The sequence below is a fragment of the Archangium violaceum genome, from assembly GCF_016859125.1.
GTDB classification, from domain to species: domain Bacteria; phylum Myxococcota; class Myxococcia; order Myxococcales; family Myxococcaceae; genus Archangium; species Archangium violaceum_A.
Genome location: NZ_CP069338.1, coordinates 11,083,475 through 11,102,005, shown reverse-complemented (window position 1 = coordinate 11,102,005; position 18,531 = coordinate 11,083,475). Strand labels below are relative to the sequence as shown.

The following is an 18,531-nucleotide window of genomic DNA, read 5'->3' as shown; positions in this document are numbered from 1 at the left end:
TTGCTCCTACAGCTCGATGCTCATGCCGTCGAAGGCGACTTCCACGCCCCGGCGCTCGAGCTCGGCACGCTCGGGCGAGTCTTCGTCGAGGATGGGGTTGGTGTTGTTGATGTGGATCAGCACCTTGCGCGGCTTCTCGAATCCGTCGAGCAGTTCCAGCATGCCGCCGGGACCGTTCTGGCACAGGTGGCCCATCTCGCGGCCGGTACGGGTACCGACGCCGCGGCGCTGCATCTCGTCATCCGACCACAGCGTGCCGTCGACCAGCAGGCAGTCGGCGTCGGCCATGTGCTGCTCGAGCGCGTTGTCGACCTGGTACAGGCCAGGCGCATAGAACAGCTTGCCGCCAGTGCGCAGGTCCTCGACCACCAGGCCCAGGTTGTCGCCCGGGTGCGGGTCGAAACGGTGCGGCGAATAGGGCGGCGCGGCGCTGCGCAGCGGGAAGGGGGTGAACTTCAGGTTCGGGCAGGCTTCGATGGTGAAGCTACCTTCGAGCTCGATGCGGTTCCACTGAAGGCCACCGTTCCAGTGGCTGAGCATCTTGAACAGCGGGAAGCCCGTGGTCAGATCCTGGTGGACCATGTCGGTGCACCAGACCTGATGCGGGCAGCCTTCGCGCAGGCTCAAGAGGCCGGTGGTGTGGTCGATCTGGCTGTCGAGCAGGATGATCGCATTGATCCCGGTGTCGCGCAGGGCCCTGGCCGGTTGCATCGGTGCGAAGGACTGCAATTGAGCGCGGATGTCGGGCGAGGCGTTGCACAGGATCCAGTGCACGCCGTCATCGGACAGGGCAATGGAGGACTGGGTGCGGGCCTGGGCGCGCAGGGTACCGTCGCGGTAGCCCTTACAGTTGGCGCAGTTGCAGTTCCACTGTGGGAAACCGCCGCCAGCGGCGGAACCTAGAATCTGAATGTACATGACCACTCAATCGTGCGGCGGCTGAAACAACAACGCCCCGGCTGACCGAGGCGTTGTACTGCGGGGCTGCTCAGCGGTTGTCGGCGTACATGGTGACTTCGAAGCCGATGCGCAGGTCGGTGTAAGCAGGCTTGGTCCACATAGGAGTTGCTCCTTCTGAGGGTGGTTGCAAATCCGGTCTTCACATTCAGGCCAGCTCCAGGTGGAGATGTCCTGATGCTTGGGCCGTATGTTACTAGATTTCCCACGTAGCGGACTCAAATCTTATTGATGATCCTTATGTATTCCTGGCAAGAGTCAGACTGCCTCATACCAGGACGCACCCGGGCAAGGCCCGGTCGCCAGCGCGGTCCAGCTCACCTGACTGTCCAAAAGCCGATGAGTCGCCTCGACCAGCGTCGGCCCATCCAGTTGACCGACCCATTCTCTCAACATGTTGGAATAGCCCGACGAATGGCCGGCCAATCTTCCTTGCCACTGCATCTCGAGTCGCTGCGTCAGCCCGAGGTTGCCGCCGTCGAGGCTGTCGGCCAGCGCCACGCATTGCTCGCGCAGGCTTGTCCCCGGCCATTGCGCGAGGCGCTCGGGCAGGGCCTCGAGGAATTCGGCGATGTGCCCCCACAAGGCCGCGCAGTCGCTGCCGGGCGACTGCACCCCGAACATCAGTCCGGGGCGGCCGGCCAGCTGGCGGAATGCGCTGAACACCGCATAGCCCAACTGGAGCTCGGTTCGCAGGCGCTGGTAGAATGGCGCCTGGATCAACTGGGCGAGTGCGCGCCAGGCCACCTCGTCCTGGATCGACAGGCTCGGCGCCGGACACCACAGCAGCAGTGCATGCTCGTCCGAACCGCAGGCCACCTGGCTCCAGCTGGCTCGGTCTGGCAGTGTGGACGGCTGGCGGAGATCGTTCGAGGCGCTGCCCGGCAAGCGCGCGGCCACGGCGTCGAGGGCGAGCCGGTCGGTATCGTCGAAACCCAGCACCAGACCATCCCAGCGCGCCTGCTGCCACAGCCGTTGCAGCGCTTCGGGGTGCAGCTCGCTGCTGTCGTTGCGAGCCGGGCGGTGGTGGCCCAGGCCATGCTCGGGCCACAGGGCGATCAGCTCGCGGATCGGTACCTGCTGGCGCGGTGGTGGGCTGGCCTGGCGCCAGCTCTCCGGTGTCGGGCGTTGCAGTGATTCCACTGCCTGTTCGAGGATCGCCGGGATCGGCTCTCGTACGCCGCACAGGCGCAATTGCCAGTCCGGACCCAGGCGTGAGAATTCCAGTTGCACGCCAGCCTGGCGGGCTTCTTCGCCGAGCCGGCGCAGGCTGGCGTCGAGCATGTGCCACAGCGCGGCGTGATGCCGGTTGGCCAGGCGCCAGCGCAGGTGCACGGCGCCATCCAGGCCGCGATTCGGTTCGGGCTCGCCCTGCGCCAGGGCCGCGATTCGCGGGCTGGCCTGGGTCGGCCGACACTGGCCGCGCAGGAAACGGTTGCGCGGCGGCAGGCGCCAGGGACCGAATGGCGGCAGCCGGGGCGGTTCGTCCAGCGCCTTGGCGCCGGGAGCGAGCAGTGACTGGGGCGTGAAACGTTCGAGCAATGCCCGCAGGGCCGGGACGGCTTCGTCCGGCAGTTCCGAAGGTTGTCCATGGGCCAGGCGCCGGGCCAGCTCCAGCGCCCCCTCGGTCTGCGACTGGCGGCTGCGCAGCAGGCGATACTCCTCGCGCAGGGGCTCCCAATCGGCATGGGACTGGAAGTACTCCAGCCAGTCGAAGCACAGTGCCTGGGCCGCCGCCCGGGATTGCTGTCCGGCTTCGGTCAGCTGCACTTCGAAGTTGACCAGGGCCTGGTCGGCGTACTGGTACAGCGGACTCAGCGACAGGCTCTGGGCCCAGCCCAGGCGTCGCAGTTCGGCCAGCAGGCCGCCGGGATGGGCGGATCCGGCCCACAGTTCCAGGAAACGCAGCGCCTCGTCCGTGCCGGGCGGCAGGCCGTCGCAGGCGAACAGCAGGTTGAGCCGCCGCGGGTCACTGGCCGGCGGCGCCTCGCCCGGGTCGCCCAGCAGCGTTTCCACAGGCGCATTGGCGCTGCGCGGGCCCGCGGCCAGTGCGGCATCGGCGTCCCTGGCCAGCCCCGCGAGAATCCGCGGCGGCTGCGGCCCGATCAGTTGCAAGGTCATCTGCCCGGTGCGGTAGTAGCGCTGATGGAAGTCGTGCAGCGCCTGTTGGAACTCGGGGCTCTCCACCATCAGGCTGTCGCGGTTGCCGGCATGGCAGGCGCGCAGCGGATGGCGGGCCGAGACCCCGCCGGCCAGGCTGAACAGGTGCTGGGCCTGGGCATCGCGCGACCAGGCGATGAACTCGGCATGCAGCACTTCGCGCTCGCGTTGCTGGTCTTCGATGGCCAGGCGCGGCCGGGCTAGCATGTCGCACAGCCGCTCCAGGCCCTCGCCGAACACCGCCTGGGGCAACTCGAAGAAATAGTCGGTGGTGCGTTCGCTGGTGCGCGCGTTGACCTGTCCACCATGGCGCTGGACGAAGGCCATCAACCCTTGTTCGCGCGGGAAGCGCTCCGTGCCGAGGAACACCAGGTGCTCGAGGAAGTGCGCCAGCCCCGGCCACTGCGCGTCGACGTCGTGGCTGCCGGCCTCGACCCGCAGCCAGGCGGCGGCACGACGCAGGCGGGGCTCATGGCGCAGGCGCACGCGCAGACCATGGGCGAGGACAAGGCTTTCGCGGCCCTGGTCGCTGGATTCGGTCATGGTGGTTCCCGGCTGAAATGGATCGACTTCGACGAAGCGTCAGGCAAGCCCGATCCTACACGGCCACAACCTGCAGAGGGGACCGGGTTCATCCCGGCCCCATCGCGCCGGATCGATCGCCACGCGGTACAGCGCGATGGACGAGGTGGAGCCGATCAGTGCGGAGCCCTTCCACTGATACCCGGCCCGAGCATTTCAAGAGGAACCCGAAGCCATGGGGGTATGCCGCCACGCGTCAGGACTTCCTCACAGGCCCTCCAGACAGCCAGGCCCATTTTCAGTCTCAAGTAAAAATTTTCCAAGAAATCAAATAAAAAATTATAACGTTTCTGGCGGAATAAGCGATTATTGCTCGTTTAACCCGATTTCGTCGGTTGTTGCCTCTGTGGTGACAAATGGTTCGAGAAGGTGCGTGGCCTGCTCTCGAGGCGACGCGCCGAACCGCACAACCAGAAGGAGGCGAAATGTTCAATCGTGCAATGCGTCACACGGCTTTTCTTGCCTTGGGTTTGTTGAGCACCGCGTGTGGAGATCAGGCGGCAACGGAGCACGAGAGCGAGTTGGAAAACGACGCCGTGTACAACTCACAGTACCCGAAAGGCCAGTCCTTTCAGGTGCGGCTGGCCGGCCTGAAAGAGCCCGTTACGGCGGTGCTCAAGGGCGACTATGCCTTTGTCGGCGACCAGGTGATCGGCCAGGTCTCTGGCACGCAGGTGCTCAGCGTGGACAAGCAGGTGCTGTTGACGCTGGATGGTGAAGCGCGAGTCAGGGCCATGGGCTCAGGCATCGTCAACGCCAACGGTCAGAAGTGGCCAGGGGGTGTGATTCCGTACGAGATCGATCCCGCCGCGTCGGCGGCAACACGTGCGGCCTTCGAGGGCGCCAAGGCCGACTACGACGCGAAGACCTCCATCCGCTGGGTTCCCCGAACCAACCAGGCCGATTACGTTCGGATCATCACCGGCGACGGGTGTTGGAGCTACGTCGGCAAGATCGGAGGACGGCAGGATTTGTCGCTGGGCAACGGCTGCGGCGTGAACCCCGCCCGGCACGAGCTCGGCCACGCTGTCGGGTTGGCGCATGAGCAGGTGCGCCAAGACCGCGATACATGGGTCACCGTCAACGCGGGCGGCAGCCAGAACGCCATTGACTGGGGATCGGCGGGCACGCCCATCGGAGCATACGACTTCGAGTCGATGATGCACTACCGCAATTACTTCGTGAATGGCCGTTGGGATTACGTTCCCAAGAATGGCTTTCCGCCGGAGTGGGTTGGCAACGATCGCGTCAACACCTTTACCGCTGGCGACCTCGAGGCCATCCGCGCCATCTACGGCGGCACGACCACTGGAGTCTGCTTCTACTCTGACATCGACTACAAGGGCGAGAGCTTCTGCGCGACCAGCGACAGCTCCTGGGTCGGGACGCAATGGAACGACCGCATCTCCTCGGTCAAGGTGAGCCCCGGCTTCGAGTTCACCTTGTTCAACGACATCAATTTCGGCGGAGGTGGTCTGGGGTGTGGTTGTGACATCCCGAACCTGGTGCAGCACAACTTCAACGATCTCACCTCTTCGTTCCGGATCAAGCGGAAGTAACAAGACCATTTGTCCAAGCCCGGGCCGCTGAGCGGCCCGGGGATTCACAGGACGTCCGGCGAAGGAATCGGTGAACCTCCCGCCAGAGTAGGGGATGGTGCGGTTCTCGCCAATCACCTCGATGGTGCCGCTCGCGGGCAGGCCGGGCGGCAGGGTGAAGGTGTACGTCCCGCTGGCGAACTGCCACTTCTGCATGGCGAAGACGTAGGCGGCGTTGTCGCGGTACTTGAGCATCGTGCTCAGGTTCGGGTTGAACTGCCACACGTAGGACTGTGTGTTGAGCACCCACGCGAGCGACTTCACCTCGGCGTTGATCTTCTTCACCCGGTCACGCGTGGCCTGGTAGGCGGCGCGTGTGTCATTGAGCACGTCCGGGGTCGACGGGTTCGCGATGGAGTCAGAGAAGACGTGCGAGAAGTATGCGAGGAGGCTCGCCTCGTGGATGAGCGTGGACCACACCGCGCCCCCGATCTGGTTGGCGTTGATGACGCTCCCGGTGCCACTCCGCCGAGCTCGACGAAGACGCCCAGGGGGATTCGCGGGACGCCGTTGTTGCCGTAGGACGCGCCAGCGCGCATGTTGGCCATCAGGACTTCGCCGTAGTTCGCCGCGCGGCGCACCTCACCGGCGGGAATGTCGAACCAGTTGACCGCCTCGGCGCCGATGTTCTCGTCCGTGTAGAAGTAGATGTCCCCGGTGGCCACGCCGAGCCGCCACTTCGCCCGCGGGTCCGGCCCGTCCGCGCCGGAGCGGAACGTGGCCCGCTCCTCGTCCGACTGCCACATCAGCGCGCCCTTGCCGACGTTGGCGTAGATGAGGGCGTTCGGGTTGTTCAACTGCTCGTACGGAGTGTTGTAGACGGAGTAGCCGCAGGCGCGCGGCTGGTCCGGCACGCAGGTGTCGTACACCGCGTCGTTGACGTAGCCGGTCCACGGATTCCAGCCCGGGCCGCCCCACATGTCCACCTCGTCGTGGAAGGTCGTGCCGACCGACTCACCGCCCAGTCCGGTGCCGGCGAGGTTCCAGATGCCCCCGAGAAGGTGTCAAAGGAGTCGAAACGCGGGACTCGAGTCGGAAGGAGACGGGGTGTGGACGGTGGAAGCCTCCCGTTTCAAATGCTTCCGGGGACCTGCGAGTTGGCGCGCGAGGTGCATTCGGCCTGACGGAGCGCAAGAAGGGGGAAGGGGATGGGCTGGCCGCTGAGGATGTTCCAGGAGGAGGGCTACTACTTCGTCACGTCCAGGTGCTACCAGGGGCGGCTGTTGCCGCGCCCCAATGCGGAGGTGAATGAAGTGGTGGGAGGAGTGCTGGCGCGAGCCGTCCATCAGAGGGCCGACACCGTCCGGCTATATGCCTTCACCTTCGCCTCCAATCACTTCCACCTGAGTGGCCGGGTCTCACGAGCCTGCCGCGGTTGCTGGGGCCAGCACGAAGGCTGTTCCGGTGGTTCGACTGGACGAAGCGCTGGAGCAAGCGGGGAAGGGAGGACATGGAGGAGGGGGAGGGGAGATTCGCCGAGGAATGGGCCGAGCCGGTGGAGTTGGAAAGAGAGCCCCTGCCGTGCTGGGGGGATTGGGGCAGGAGGAAAGGCAGCGTGCGGTGCGGGGTTGGGTGGAGGAGGTGGAAGCCGAGGCCAGAAACCGGGGCACGCCCATGTTGGGGGGCGCATGCTTCCAAGAGGCAGGCGTTGAAGGAACTGCGCGAGCAGTACCGGGCCGTCGTCGCGGCATTTCGAGAGGCGGCGGCGCGTGGAGGCGGGGGGGACTTCTGTTGAGGCCGCTCGGGCGACGTCACAACGGCAAATTGACTGCAATTCCCTCGCGGCCGGAAATCCACTCGCGCAAGTATTGGTTGAGCTCCCCGTAGAATGACACCGACACCAGATCAGCCACCGCAAAGAGTTCGCGGAGCAGTGAATCCACATGGTTGTTATGCGTTTCGGCCGCGTCAGCGTCGACGTACTCCTCAATTATCGAATAATGACCGGGCTTCTGCGTGACGAACCACTGGTAGCGCAACGTTCCCGGCTCGGTCGCAGCGGCGGATGCCAATGCCCGCGCCACCCGCAGGAACTCCGCCTCCCCGTCGGTCCGTGCTCTGAACTCACATAGCACCAGAAGACTCATACGATTCTCCTCCGCAGGCCGCGCTTTGAGGGCCGGTTTTCGTCCTACCACTCGGCAGGCTAGAAGTCGTTCAATAACCTGCTGCGCGCCGCGATGGCGAGCAGAAGTTGCTAGCCGGGCCCCACGGTCAAGAGTTCTGCCCGTCAGTGCTCTTCGGTGGACGGAAGACGCTTCTACGAATTGCGCCAACTGCGTGGCGTCCAACTGCACCGACTGCGCTTCGGCGTCCACCGGAGGCAGCCGGAAGCGATACAAGGTGTTTGACACCTTATCGGAGGCTTCCTTTCCTGACTGAGCACGAGCGGGGTTTCACATCTTGGTCACCGGTGCCGAGATGGTGTCAAAGGATTCGAACGCGGGACTCAAGTCACGCAACGAGACTCGGCATGGACGGGGGGCCCACGGGTCCTCGTCAGTCTCTATAAGGCGCTCGGCGGGGGATGGCTGGCGAGCACGCGGTCCCCGGGGACGAGCGCGGGCGGGTAGGGGCTTGCCCCGGTTGGCACTCCCGCCCTTCATGTTGTTGCCTTGCGACTACTTCAACGGCAGCACCATCGACGTGGATGGCGGCCTCAACTTCTGAGGTGCCACCCGGGGCCTGTCCGGCGCAGTGAGGGCAGCCCTCCCTCGGTTCCCCACCGCTCCGGAGTGCTGGCATCATTCCCGCTGGCACTCCCGCCCCGTCCGCCGAGCACCGCATGGACCAGACCATCCACCCGGGGAACCTGCACCTCATCCACTCCACGGGGCTGCGCGAGGCCGCCGCCCAGGCGCTGGCGTCCGGGCGTGCCGTCCGGCGCTACGTGTGCCCGGCCGTCGTCGAGCTCCATGGCTTCGTGGAGACGCTGGTGGTCGGCGGCAACTGGGCGGCGCAGGCCAGCGATGTCGACCCCGTGGTCCGGTGGGGGCTCTGGGACGCGGGCGCGGAGACGCTGCGCCTGGATGGCGGAGCGCTGGTGTTGGGTCTCCGGGGAGAGTGCGTCGCCACGACCCGAGTGGAGGAAGCGCCGGTGGCGGGTGTCCAGGAGGAGCGCCGCGATGCGCTCTCGGCGCGGGTCTCGACGGAGGACGAGGTGCGAGCCCTCGTGTCCCGCTCGCGTGATCTCCTGGAGTTGTTCTTCGCGCTGCGCCAGAACTTCGCGCTCGTCGCCAGCCTGAGCGTGGAGCAGCGCCGGCGGCTCCTGCCGACGTTCGGTGACAGCGAGCCTCCCTGGAACATGGAGGGCGTCTGGAGCTGGGACACGTCCCAGGTCATCGTGCACCTGGGAGAGGGCCGTGACGGCCTGCAGCTGGTGGGCCGGCAGCACTGGGAGCACTGACGGCTCACCCCCGAGATGGCTACCATGCTCCACCTCGGGCGTGTTCCAGCTCGACTTCCATGCTCCCTCCGAGTGGTGCGGGTAGGCGGACTGGACCCTACCAGGGCGCGTCGCCCTTCAGCGCCGTGGGGGGTGAAGGAGGCGCATGAGAAGGGTGGGGGAGCAGTTCACTCTCATCGAGTGTGAAGGGGCTCGAGGGTCGGTGAGGGGCCCTTGGCTCACACTCCGCCCTCGTCACTGATTCAGGCGGCGGACTCGCCTCTTGCTGCTTCGGCTCCGCTCCCGCCGCTGGAGGGTGCCCTGGAGTCCTCCCGTCCGAGAATCTGGTCGCTCTCCTGCATCTGCCGCGGGGTCAGTGGTCCGAATTCCAGGGCACGGGCATTTTCCTCCGCCTGTGCCACCGTGCGGAAGCCCGGAATCGGCAGGATCACCGGGCTGTGTGCCCACAGCCCGGCCAGTGCGCCCTGGGCAAGGGTTGGGCTGACCGTCCTGAAGGTACTTCATCCATGCCATGTTGGCACTGCGGATGTCGGTGGAGTCAAAGCGTGCTCCTCTGGCGTATTGTCCGGTCAGCAGACCCATCGCCAGAGGACCCCGGCTGATGCTGGCCATTCAGTGATTCGAGGGTGTCCAGCACATCCTCCACCTGATCCGCGGGATGGCCGCCCACATGGAACTGAAACAGGTCGACCTCGCCCTCAACAGGGCTCCCTTCCCGCCTATACTCTCGCCAAGACGTTGATGTGGGAACATGTCGGATCGGAAGCAGGCCGTTCGTCCTAGGCTCAAACAAGGAGAGTGACCCATGCGGAAGATTATCGTCGGCGCCATGGTTTCCATGGATGGCGTCATGCAAGCGCCCGGCGGGCCGACCGAGGATCCGACCAAGGGCTTCAAGTTCGGCGGCTGGGTGATGCCCTATTTCGATCAAGAGTTCGGCGAAGAGCTCGACCGCGTCTTCAAGGAGAAATTCGACCTCCTGCTCGGCCGCAAGACCTACGAGATTTTCGCCGCGTACTGGCCCTACTACGAAGAAGACGCTCCCCATGGCGGCATCGCCAAGCTGTTCAAGGGCATCAAGAAGTACGCGGTTTCGCGCTCAGGCGCGGTCGATACGAGCTGGGCGGGCTCAGTGCTCCTGCGCGACATCGCCGACGTGAAGCGCCTGAAGCAGGAAGATGGCCCGAACCTCGTCACCCAGGGCAGTACCGAACTCGTCCACGCGCTGCTCGCCAATGACCTGGTCGACGCTATGAGCATCTTCACGGTGCCGGTCGTGCTTGGCGGCGGCAAAAAGCTGTTCGCCGACGGCTCGGCGCCGCATTCGTTCAAGCTGACCAGGTCCCGCGTCTCTCCAAAAGGCCTGATCGTCGGCCATTACGAGCGAGAGGGTGAGATCAAGATTGGCGACACTTCGCTCGATTCCCCCAGCGAACGTGAGATTGCCCGCCAGGAGCGCATGAAGCGCGAGGGCTAAAGGTTTGCCGACGCCGTCGATCCGGTGAGCACCAGAAGCGCGTCGAAGCCGTGGATGGTGCGCACCAGGTCGGCGTCGAGGGCTTTGTGGCGCTGGCCGAACACGAGCGGCCGGAACGGACGCAGATCGATCTATCAGCGTGAACGCGTCGGGATGAGCGGCGGCCATCAGCGGCCCCATGCCTTCGTCCGTATACGTGCCGGCGTTTGCCGGCCGGTACATCCATGCGCTCGGGTCGAACTGCGCATGCTGCGAACCGGCGCCGCTTCGATCATCTGCGCGCGGAAGCGAATGCTTGATCGGATCTCACATGCGGTGCACTAGTGAGACCGTCTTGGCCGAGCCGCTGCCGTTGCTGTACTTCAGGGTCGCGGAGTAGGTGCCCGCCGTGCTGACCTGCAAGGTGAACGCGGTGGTCGCTCCGGAGTTCCAGTACCCAGCGACGAACCCGCACCCGGAGTAGCCCGGGTGGTCGTTCAGGGCGATCGCGCCCGAGGACAGCGCCGCGTCCTCCGCCTCGAGCACGATCGTCGGGGGGGAGTGGGGGGAGTGCTCGGGGTGCCGTCGACCACGACCGTCCGCGCCACCCCGGCCGCGACGCGCACCGCGGTGTACGGACCGTAGACGTCGGCACCCGTCGTCCACCCCTCACCGGTGGCGGCCTTGAGCGCCGCGAGGTCGCCGTAGCGGGTGGGGGCGGTCCCGTTGATCCGAGCCGCCGTGCCCGCCGTGGCGTTGACCTTCACGATGTAGTGGGTGAGCGCCGGGCTGAAGCTGCCGGTCTTCGCCTGGGTCTCCACGGTGACGGAGGTGCTCGTGCGCTGCGCGGTGATGCGCTGACAGCTCGCTCACGCGGCCTGGGTGCAACGAATGGCGGCCCCGGAGACGGTGTCCGAGACGGTGTCCCCGGAGACGGGGAGACGGTGTCAAAGGACTCGAAACGAGGGACGAGATCGCCCGGTGCACGCATGAGGTACGCCAGCACCCGCCGCATTCCTCCGCACCTCGGGCAGGAGAAGAGGTCCACTGCGAGCCTCTTGGGAGCAACCCCGCCCAATCCAGCCTCCGGGCGCGCTGACGCTTCCGGCACATGGCCCGAGCTGCCGCGGCCGGATTCAGGGCAAACCGACGTCGCTTTCGGGAATCACGATCGGCTTCTCCGAATCGAACAAAGCGCACCCCTGCGACGACCTGCGGGCCTCGCTCACCTTCGGCGCGGAAATCGAGTCCCTTGATGCGAAGTGGGCAGGAGCGCGTAGTGGACGTGGGCAGTCCCAGGTGCTCCACAATATGGCGCGTACCCCACCGGGTGCCGTCACGACGGCATCGACACACCGCCACCAGTCCCCTACCGCTCACCCCATGGGAGGGCGGCCTGGGCAGGCGTGTCCCTCAAGGGGCTGCGCGGCCTCTCCACCAACCGGGCTCACTGCTCGGACGGCCCCTGTTGAAAGCCCGGGTTGGCGGAGGGCTCCACACGCCCGTGAAGGTGGTGTTTCCGAGGTACAGCCGCTTCACGTCCATCCAGCCCAGGGTGTCGTTGTGCGCCGGGTGGGAGACCGCGCCGAAACGCAGGACGAGGTTCCCGACGTAGTCGATCCGCCCGAAAGTGAACTCGAGCTCGTTGGTGCTCGCCGAGTAGAGGGACTGCTGGGGCGATCCACCGAGCCCCAGCTCGTACCAGACGGCGCCTGGAGCGCGGGTCCAGCGCGCGGTCAGGGCCGAGCCGGTCGGACGCGAAGACGGGCCGTCCAGGGTCAGGTCGAAGTCCCCCGGCGGCGTCAGCGTGCGGCAGAGCACCTCGCCCCCGCGCATCACGCGCAGCTCCACGGTCGCATCGATCATGGGCTCCCCCTCGAAGAACGCGTAGATGGATTCGTGAAAGGCGCCCACCTCGCTCCTATATGGCACGCTCCACTCGCCGAGCCGCACCCTCGCATCCGTCACCTGCACCCCCTCGTCCTTGACCACGACGCGCACCTCGCCCCATTCGCCGGCGTAGCTGTCCCACGGATGGTGCTCGAACACCCCCTCCACCGTGAGCCCGCTCCCCTCGGTCACCGTGTCACACCGCGTAAAGGAGATGGGCACCTCGCGCACCCGCCGCACGGCCAGACCGCCGCTCTCCTCGGCCACCCCGACGCGCAGCACCGCGGCCCCCTCGTGCGCCCGAGGTGTGAGCAGCAGCGCTCGCTCCCCCGTCACCCCGGAGGCGAGCACCTGGTCTCCAGCGAGCACACTCACCTCATAGCGGGATGCACCCTGGGACTGAGTCCACCTCGCCTGCACGGCCTCACCGGGGCTGTAGCTCATGGGCGTGGTGGGCCAGGTCACCTGGAAGTCCGCCGGCACCACCACGGTGTTGACGACCTCCTCGTCACCCTGCCGCGCCTTCACCGTGACGAGGCCGCTGTCGAGCAGCGCCGAGGCATCCTCCAGGTGGAGCGTGTAGCGCTCCAGCGCGGCGTCGTACGTCGCACTCCGGCCGCCCACCGTCACCTGCGCGGCTTCCACGCTCCTACCGTCCCGGCGCACCTCGAGTGACACCTCCGCCCATGCCTCGAGGAAGAGGAGCTCGCCTCCGAGCGTGAGCACGCCCTCGACGGGCTCCTCACCGGGCAGACCGCACGGGGACCGTTCCGCGGTGTCGTCCCACGACGCTTCGCAGACGAACGCGTCGAGCAACGGGTCGTCGTGCAGTGCCATCGGGATGGGAGTGGTGGGGGGCACCACGCCGGACATGAGGTTGTCGGCGATGCGAACCAGGTTGAAGCCCTGCTTCAGCCCCGTCGCGGGAGATTGCACGGAGTCGAGGTAGACCACCATGAAGGCGGGCAGCCGGGTCCAGTCGAGCGACGCCCCCAACACACGGTCTACCGGAGTGCCGTCCGCGGGGATGGTGTCCAGCAGGGCATTGCCATTGCGATCGCTGTAGGCGAGCAGGATGCCCACCGCGCCCTTGCCCTGCATGCCGTCGCCGAGCTGCACCATCGCCTCGGCCGGCGGCGCGCTCGTCACGTCGAAGGAGTAGTCCGCGGGGAAGCCGCCCGAGTACGCGACATCCTCGGTGACGATGCCGACGGGCCCGGTCATCCGTCCGGAAGTATCGGAGAGCAAGGCGGGGTACCACGCGAGCGCGAGACGGACAGGACCTGGCACCTCCGTGCCCGGCGTCGGCGCCAGTTGCCCATGGAGTGTGGCCAGTGGTTTCTCGGTGGGCGGTGGTTTCTCGACAGGTGGCGGCTGGGACTGCAGTCCTCCGCTTCCACATGCGGAGGAAAGAACGAGGAGTGCGAGCAGCAGGAGGTCACGGGGACGGCGGGGTACGGCGGTCATGAAATGCTCCGGTTCAAGAAAGGCCCCGGAGGTGCGGGGCGCTCGTGTCTTGAAGACCGGGCGCCCCCTTTTTTTTGGGAACTGCCTCTTTCAGCTGCCCGAAGTCGAGCCCGGCGAGCCACGCCTCGCCGACCTACAGAGGATCCGCCCGGGTGACCCCGGAGCCTCAGCGGATATCGGAGAACAGGGCGGAGAGGAGATCGCTTCCGCGCAGCTCGCGCCAGGCACTCGAGAGCTCCGCGGGCCGGGCCTCGGGCCCCGCCGTGGCCAGAAAATCGCCCTCGGTCTTGCCCGAGAACAGCGCGCGCAGGGCCACGCCCGCCGCGGGCGTCATCTCGAACCCCAGGTCCCCTCCCATCGCCGCGCTGAGGCGGGAGAGGAGGACGCGGGTCTTCTCCAGCGGCTCCTCCTCGGGAAATCGCTGCCGCATGGCCTCGAGGAACCGGCCCCGTTGCGTGCAGAAGAAGAGCAGGGCGGCCAGATAACGCAGGTCCGGCTCCCGGGCGATCGCGCACTTCGCGCGGGTGATGCGATTGACCCGCTTCACGTCGCGCAGCACCGGGAGCAGGGTGTCGAGCACCTCCTCCTGCGCCGGGTAGACTTCGTTCAGGAGCTCCGCGAAGCCCTGCCAGTCATTCTGGAACATGGACCTGGACTCGAGCAGCAGATGCGTGAAGGTCAGGGGATCCGCGGTCCGCAGCCCCGCCCGCAGTTGCGCTCGCATTCGAGCCGGCTCCACCAGGCCCATCATCTGCAGGAGCTGGACCCGGCGCCGCAACGGGTGCGCACAGAAGCCCAGGGGCAGGTAGGAGAGCCCCGGCATCTTGTAGCTGTGCTGCGGACCCGACTCCGGGACCTCGGCGCGAATCAACAGCGTCACGGTGGGATGATCCAGGTGCAGGACGCTGTGGAGGAAGCGCTCCCCAGCGGCGAGGGGCTGGATGTCGCCGGGCTTCATGAAACGCAACGACTCCAGGCGGAGCTGGCCCTGGATGAGCCGCGGATGGAGGACGCGGCCCTTCTCGAACGTGTAGATGCCCTGGAGGCTCGTCCCCTGGAGGACGGTGAAGGCGCCGCAGAAGGCGTGCTGGTGGATGTCGGTATCACCCTCCAGCCAATAATAGACATCGATGTGGAAGCCCCGGCCGCGAAACACCGTCACGGGCGGATTGCCGAAATGGGCGGCGATGTCCATCTGCTGCGGAAGCGCGTCCGTGCCATGCACCCACTCGACGACGTCCATCGCCGAGAGGTGCTCGGCCGGCCGGCACGCCTCCAGCGCCCGGACAGCGGTCTCCTGGAAGGCGGCGAGGTCGAGCTCCGACCGGCGCCAATCGCGTTCGACCCATTCGCCAAGACGTTGAAGGAATTGAGCGACCTGTTCCATTTCGACTCCGGGCCGTCAGGGAGATGACGGCGAGCACCCTCATCCAAGAACCCACGTGCGGGGATGCCCGCTCGCGCGGGCACCCTCGCGGAAAAGATCCTGCTCAGCCGCGAGGCCCCAGCGGACCCCGCGGCTTCGGCGTCACATCGTCCACTACCAGGGGGTCCCCACCGGCGCCGTCGGAGGCCCCGGAGGCCCCGGGTGGCCCGCGTGCATCGGGGGGACGTCGCCGCGAACGTCGTCCACGGTAATCACTTTCTTCCTGGGCTCTTTCTGCGTCCCGACCTTCTGCTGTGCTTCGTGCATCATGGACCTCCCATGGGTTTGCGGGGTGTTGACACGACCCGGCAATGCGAAGGACCCCGGGCTCTTCGCCGCCGTACTCTCGAAGCGTCCGTCTGAGCTCGATGAACCGGAGCCCGCTCCCTCAGCGGTATTGCGCCTCACATGCCCATGCCGCCGTCCACCGGCAGGCCGATCCCCGTGATGAACCGCGAGGCATCCGAGGCGAGGAACACGGCGGCATCCGCCATGTCCGGCACCTCGCCGAGCCGGCCCAGCGGGGTCTGGCCAACGACGTCGCGGACGGCCGCTTCCATGCTCGGCGCGAGCCCGAGCTTCACCATGCACTCGGCGAGCCCGGCGCCCATCGCCGTGGGGACGAGCCCGGGGTAGATGCACTTGACGCGTACGCCGTAGCCGAGCTTGCCGGACTCCTGCGCGGCGATGCGGGTCATGCGGTCCACGGCCGACTTTGAGGCCGAGTGCCACTCCCACCACGTTGACGTCCAGCATGCGGCGCAGGTGCTCGGGGTCGATGTCCGCGACGAGCGCGGAGATCTCGATGCCCGCGTTGTTGACGAGGACGTCCAATCCTCCGAACTCCTCGAGGGTGCACGCGATGCCGTGCTCTCAGTCCGCCTCGGACGTCACGTTGAGCTTCACGAAGGCGGCCCAGGCCCCCTCCTTGCGCAGGGCGTCCACCGTGGCGAGCCCCTCCTGTTCGAGCAGGTCGGCCACCATCACGTCCGCGCCCGCGCGTGCCATCGCCCCGGCGATGCCGGCTCCCAGGCCGCGCGCCCCGCCGGTGACCAGTACCCTGCGACCTTCCAAGCTGTAGCTCGTCATTGCATCCTCTTGCGGCACGGGGTGACGACACCCATTCACATGTCGTGCTCGAAATGCGTTTGGAGTCAGCAATGTCGATGCCACCGGACCCGCTCGGAGGGGGCGAGGAGCCCCGAGCAAAACCAGCCCTGTCCGGGTCCGACGCGGCGGTTCTTGACGCGTCAGCCATGTCATTTGGCGCGTCAGCGTGTCGCTTGACGTGTCACGAGGTCGCGCTCACCGGATGCCGCATCCCGGCGTGAGGGCGCTCGCCTGCTCCCGTGCGTCCCCATTTGCGCGGCACGCGCCTCGCGGCCCAGACTGCGGCCTCGGAGGAAACTCATGGTCGTGAACCAACAGGCCACCCAGGTTGCGGCTTCGGCCGAGCGGGTGTGGAAGCTTTTTGCTACGTCTCGGCAATGGAGTTCGAAGGTCAAGGGCTCGGCATGGTGCGTACCATGCGCACGGAAGGCCATCTGGGCGTGGCCTACGTGAAGGAGCGCTGCGACCACTACGACGAAGCGAACATGGAGATGATGTATCAGATCATCGATACGGGCGGCCTCGTGCCGTTCGCCGATTACCGTGGCTTCGCGAAGGTGATTCGCGCCGGCTCCGAGGCCTGCATCGTGATGCTGCGTTCGACCTTCATCCCCGTGGACATGTCCGAAGCGGAGGCGAAGAAGATCTCGGAGAGGAACTTCGAGCTCTTCTTCCAGAACGTGAAGGCCGCGGTCGCGGCGAGCGAAGTCTGACGCGGAGACAGGCACCCATGGGTGCCTGCCTGGCGGGCCACGTCGACACTCACCTGGAAGAGGTTGCTGGCGATGCCCTTCTTGGCGAACCGGCTCCCCGGGGTGACACCCACCATCCACAGGTCCTTCACCTGTCCCTGTTGGAGGCCCGGACGTTGCCTCTCGTACTCCTCATCGATGCTCACCAGCGCGTCGACGATGGGGGTGAACCGGGGACTCCATCCGGGAAACCCGTCGGGAGTGGGGCCTTGAAGTCCCGGTTGATGAAGACGCCCGCGCGCTCATCCGGGCTGTCCTCGGGGACGGCAATGACTGACAGTCCGTTCGTGGTGCACTCGGGGATGAAGTAGGCGGCGAAGTCGAACCAGTCCTTCTCCGTCGGCCCCAGTGCCTGCCCCATCGGCTCATGGAAGAAGCTCGCTCCCAGCAACTGGTTGATGGAGGGGGCATGCTCCTCTCCGGCGATGCGGTAGCTGAATCCATTCTCCCGGTGAATCCCACGGGAACGCTTGGTGAACCTCCTCGCTCACGGCTGAAGCGAGGGCTTCGGGCGGCGCCACTGCCCCCCGGAACAGGACTCCGCTACCGGGGACCAGTTCGAATTCATCGCCGTGAACCCAGTACCTTCGAGAAGAACCAGACCAGGGCGGACTCCAGCTGCTGGGTTCTCTTCTTCTTCGAAAAGTACTGTTCGTTCTCGGTGATGTAGGGGTCCCAGAGGCTGGAGGGAAGGAAGGTGTCGTCGGTGTCCGGGTCATACGGGGTGAGCTTGACCTCCACCGGGCTCGCCTCCGAGGGAGCGCAGCTCCCACACCAGGTCTTGTCCTGCCACGCGAAGGCATGTGCCGGCTTCAGCACCCGGCGACAGCCGGCACAGGGCTTCATTTCCAGGTCCTGCTTCAGCCCGTCCGGTTCCTCATCGTGAGCCTGTGGCCCTGCGTCCCGGGCTCGAGCCACCACGCGCTGGAGCTGCTCCAACTCTCCGGCATCCAGGCCCACGCCTCCGCACCGGGTGCAGACATCCACGGGCACCCCGAGCACCGGTGTCACCGAAAGCGGCCCGATGCCACACTCCGGACAGTGGGGTGCTTCCTCTCCGCACGCGGGACAGCTCGAGGCGAGCTCCACCAGCTCGGCCTGGCAGTGTTTGCACTGTCCGGCTCTTCCCCGGGCCCGCCGCACCAGCTCCTCGCCCGTCGCCCCCCCCGCCAATCTGGCCAGCGAGCTGCGCTCCAGCCACACCGCCTGACACGAGCCACATCGCTCTCGCAGGAGCCCTCCGAGGAGGGTGGTTCGCATGGAGCTACGACAGAAGGGACAGGTGCTCATTCGGAAGCTCCGGCGAGAACAGCGAGGCGGAGCGAGTCTATCCCGTTTCTCCTCCTCGGCTGGCACACGCCCGCCCGGACCCACTCAGGCCACCGGGTAGCCCTTGGCCTTCCGCGCGAGTCCGCCGTGCGCATCGAGCATCCGCTCGCGCCAGGCGAAGAGGGGAGCCTCGGGATCGAGCGCGACGCGTCGCAGCCGGCACGGCTCGCCGAGCTCCTGGCGGGCCTCAAGGAGGGGTGAGCCCGAAGCGACTGCTCTTTTCCTCGACCGGGCGTATCGAACCTCCACTCCGTCGTCCCGTCGATCCTGCCGATGAAGTCATGGTCCGCGAGGTCCGCGACCGAGGTGGGTGTACCCAGCGCTTTGAGATAGGAGGGGCTGGCGCAAAGCCATACTTCCAGCGGCGGCAGACGGCGTGCACCTGGAGCGCATGGGCT

Annotated in this window: 17 protein-coding genes and 1 pseudogene; 4 read left to right on the top strand and 14 right to left on the bottom strand. The window is 66.5% G+C overall.

From position 1 onward, the window contains the following. Positions 1–6: 6 nt before the first annotated feature. The 3 genes from pqqB to pqqF form a co-directional block, all read right to left on the bottom strand. A complete protein-coding gene (gene pqqB, locus JQX13_RS46870; protein WP_203405884.1) occupies positions 7–918 on the bottom strand; it encodes a pyrroloquinoline quinone biosynthesis protein PqqB in 912 nt (303 codons plus the stop codon). Between the two features lie 70 nt (positions 919–988). Next, a complete protein-coding gene (gene pqqA / locus JQX13_RS46865; RefSeq protein ID WP_203412532.1) occupies positions 989–1,060 on the bottom strand; it encodes a pyrroloquinoline quinone precursor peptide PqqA in 72 nt (23 codons plus the stop codon). A 155-nt stretch (positions 1,061–1,215) separates the two neighbouring features. Continuing rightward, on the bottom strand, positions 1,216–3,660 hold the full coding sequence (pqqF, locus tag JQX13_RS46860; RefSeq protein WP_203405883.1) for a pyrroloquinoline quinone biosynthesis protein PqqF: 2,445 nt from the start codon (positions 3,658–3,660) through the stop codon (positions 1,216–1,218). Between the two features lie 464 nt (positions 3,661–4,124). Between pqqF and JQX13_RS46855 the strand changes: the two genes are divergently transcribed. Next, on the top strand, positions 4,125–5,258 hold the full coding sequence (locus JQX13_RS46855) for a M12 family metallopeptidase (RefSeq protein ID WP_203405882.1): 1,134 nt from the start codon (positions 4,125–4,127) through the stop codon (positions 5,256–5,258). Positions 5,259–5,578: 320 nt separating this feature from the next. Here the strand turns inward: JQX13_RS46855 and JQX13_RS46850 are convergent, their stop codons facing one another. Together JQX13_RS46850 and JQX13_RS46845 are read right to left on the bottom strand one after the other, a co-directional pair. Next, a complete protein-coding gene (locus JQX13_RS46850; protein WP_203405881.1) occupies positions 5,579–6,217 on the bottom strand; it encodes a hypothetical protein in 639 nt (212 codons plus the stop codon). 831 nt (positions 6,218–7,048) lie between these two features. Then, entirely contained in the window at positions 7,049–7,384 is a 336-nt protein-coding gene (locus tag JQX13_RS46845; protein ID WP_203405880.1) for a putative quinol monooxygenase, read from the bottom strand. Between the two features lie 698 nt (positions 7,385–8,082). On the opposite strand from JQX13_RS46845, the gene JQX13_RS46840 reads away from it, so the two are divergent. Then, a complete protein-coding gene (locus JQX13_RS46840) occupies positions 8,083–8,703 on the top strand; it encodes a hypothetical protein (protein ID WP_203405879.1) in 621 nt (206 codons plus the stop codon). 242 nt (positions 8,704–8,945) lie between these two features. On the opposite strand, the gene JQX13_RS56690 is transcribed toward JQX13_RS46840, so the two are convergent. Beyond that, positions 8,946–9,134 carry a hypothetical protein gene (locus JQX13_RS56690; RefSeq protein ID WP_430384127.1) on the bottom strand — a complete coding sequence of 63 codons (189 nt, stop codon included), beginning with the start codon at positions 9,132–9,134 and terminating at the stop codon, positions 8,946–8,948. A gap of 374 nt (positions 9,135–9,508) precedes the next feature. On the opposite strand from JQX13_RS56690, the gene JQX13_RS46830 reads away from it, so the two are divergent. Then, positions 9,509–10,180, top strand: coding sequence for a dihydrofolate reductase family protein (locus tag JQX13_RS46830; protein ID WP_203405878.1), 672 nt, complete (start codon positions 9,509–9,511; stop codon positions 10,178–10,180). Between the two features lie 306 nt (positions 10,181–10,486). Here the strand turns inward: JQX13_RS46830 and JQX13_RS56685 are convergent, their stop codons facing one another. From JQX13_RS56685 to JQX13_RS54980, 5 genes and pseudogenes are all read right to left on the bottom strand, one after another. Beyond that, entirely contained in the window at positions 10,487–10,705 is a 219-nt protein-coding gene (locus JQX13_RS56685; RefSeq protein WP_430384126.1) for a CBM35 domain-containing protein, read from the bottom strand. Then, positions 10,657–10,980 carry a hypothetical protein gene (locus JQX13_RS46825; protein WP_239014286.1) on the bottom strand — a complete coding sequence of 108 codons (324 nt, stop codon included), beginning with the start codon at positions 10,978–10,980 and terminating at the stop codon, positions 10,657–10,659. Before JQX13_RS46825 ends, JQX13_RS56685 begins: the two co-directional genes overlap by 49 nt. Before the next feature lie 592 nt (positions 10,981–11,572). Then, the gene (locus tag JQX13_RS46820; RefSeq protein ID WP_203405877.1) at positions 11,573–13,273 is read right to left on the bottom strand and encodes a hypothetical protein; all 1,701 of its coding nucleotides are present in this window, start codon (positions 13,271–13,273) and stop codon (positions 11,573–11,575) included. A 409-nt stretch (positions 13,274–13,682) separates the two neighbouring features. Next, on the bottom strand, positions 13,683–14,903 hold the full coding sequence (locus tag JQX13_RS46815) for a hypothetical protein (RefSeq protein WP_203405876.1): 1,221 nt from the start codon (positions 14,901–14,903) through the stop codon (positions 13,683–13,685). A gap of 443 nt (positions 14,904–15,346) precedes the next feature. After that, positions 15,347–15,950 (bottom strand): annotated as a pseudogene (locus JQX13_RS54980) (SDR family NAD(P)-dependent oxidoreductase). Positions 15,951–16,468: 518 nt separating this feature from the next. Between JQX13_RS54980 and JQX13_RS46795 the strand changes: the two are divergent. Further along, positions 16,469–16,765 carry a hypothetical protein gene (locus JQX13_RS46795; protein WP_203405873.1) on the top strand — a complete coding sequence of 99 codons (297 nt, stop codon included), beginning with the start codon at positions 16,469–16,471 and terminating at the stop codon, positions 16,763–16,765. Positions 16,766–16,946: 181 nt separating this feature from the next. Here the strand turns inward: JQX13_RS46795 and JQX13_RS46790 are convergent, their stop codons facing one another. From JQX13_RS46790 to JQX13_RS46780, 3 genes are all read right to left on the bottom strand, one after another. Further along, a complete protein-coding gene (locus JQX13_RS46790) occupies positions 16,947–17,165 on the bottom strand; it encodes a hypothetical protein (RefSeq protein ID WP_203405872.1) in 219 nt (72 codons plus the stop codon). A gap of 203 nt (positions 17,166–17,368) precedes the next feature. Continuing rightward, a complete protein-coding gene (locus JQX13_RS46785; protein WP_203412530.1) occupies positions 17,369–18,064 on the bottom strand; it encodes a zf-TFIIB domain-containing protein in 696 nt (231 codons plus the stop codon). A 114-nt stretch (positions 18,065–18,178) separates the two neighbouring features. Then, on the bottom strand, positions 18,179–18,382 hold the full coding sequence (locus JQX13_RS46780) for a hypothetical protein (RefSeq protein WP_203405871.1): 204 nt from the start codon (positions 18,380–18,382) through the stop codon (positions 18,179–18,181). Positions 18,383–18,531 lie beyond the last annotated feature (149 nt).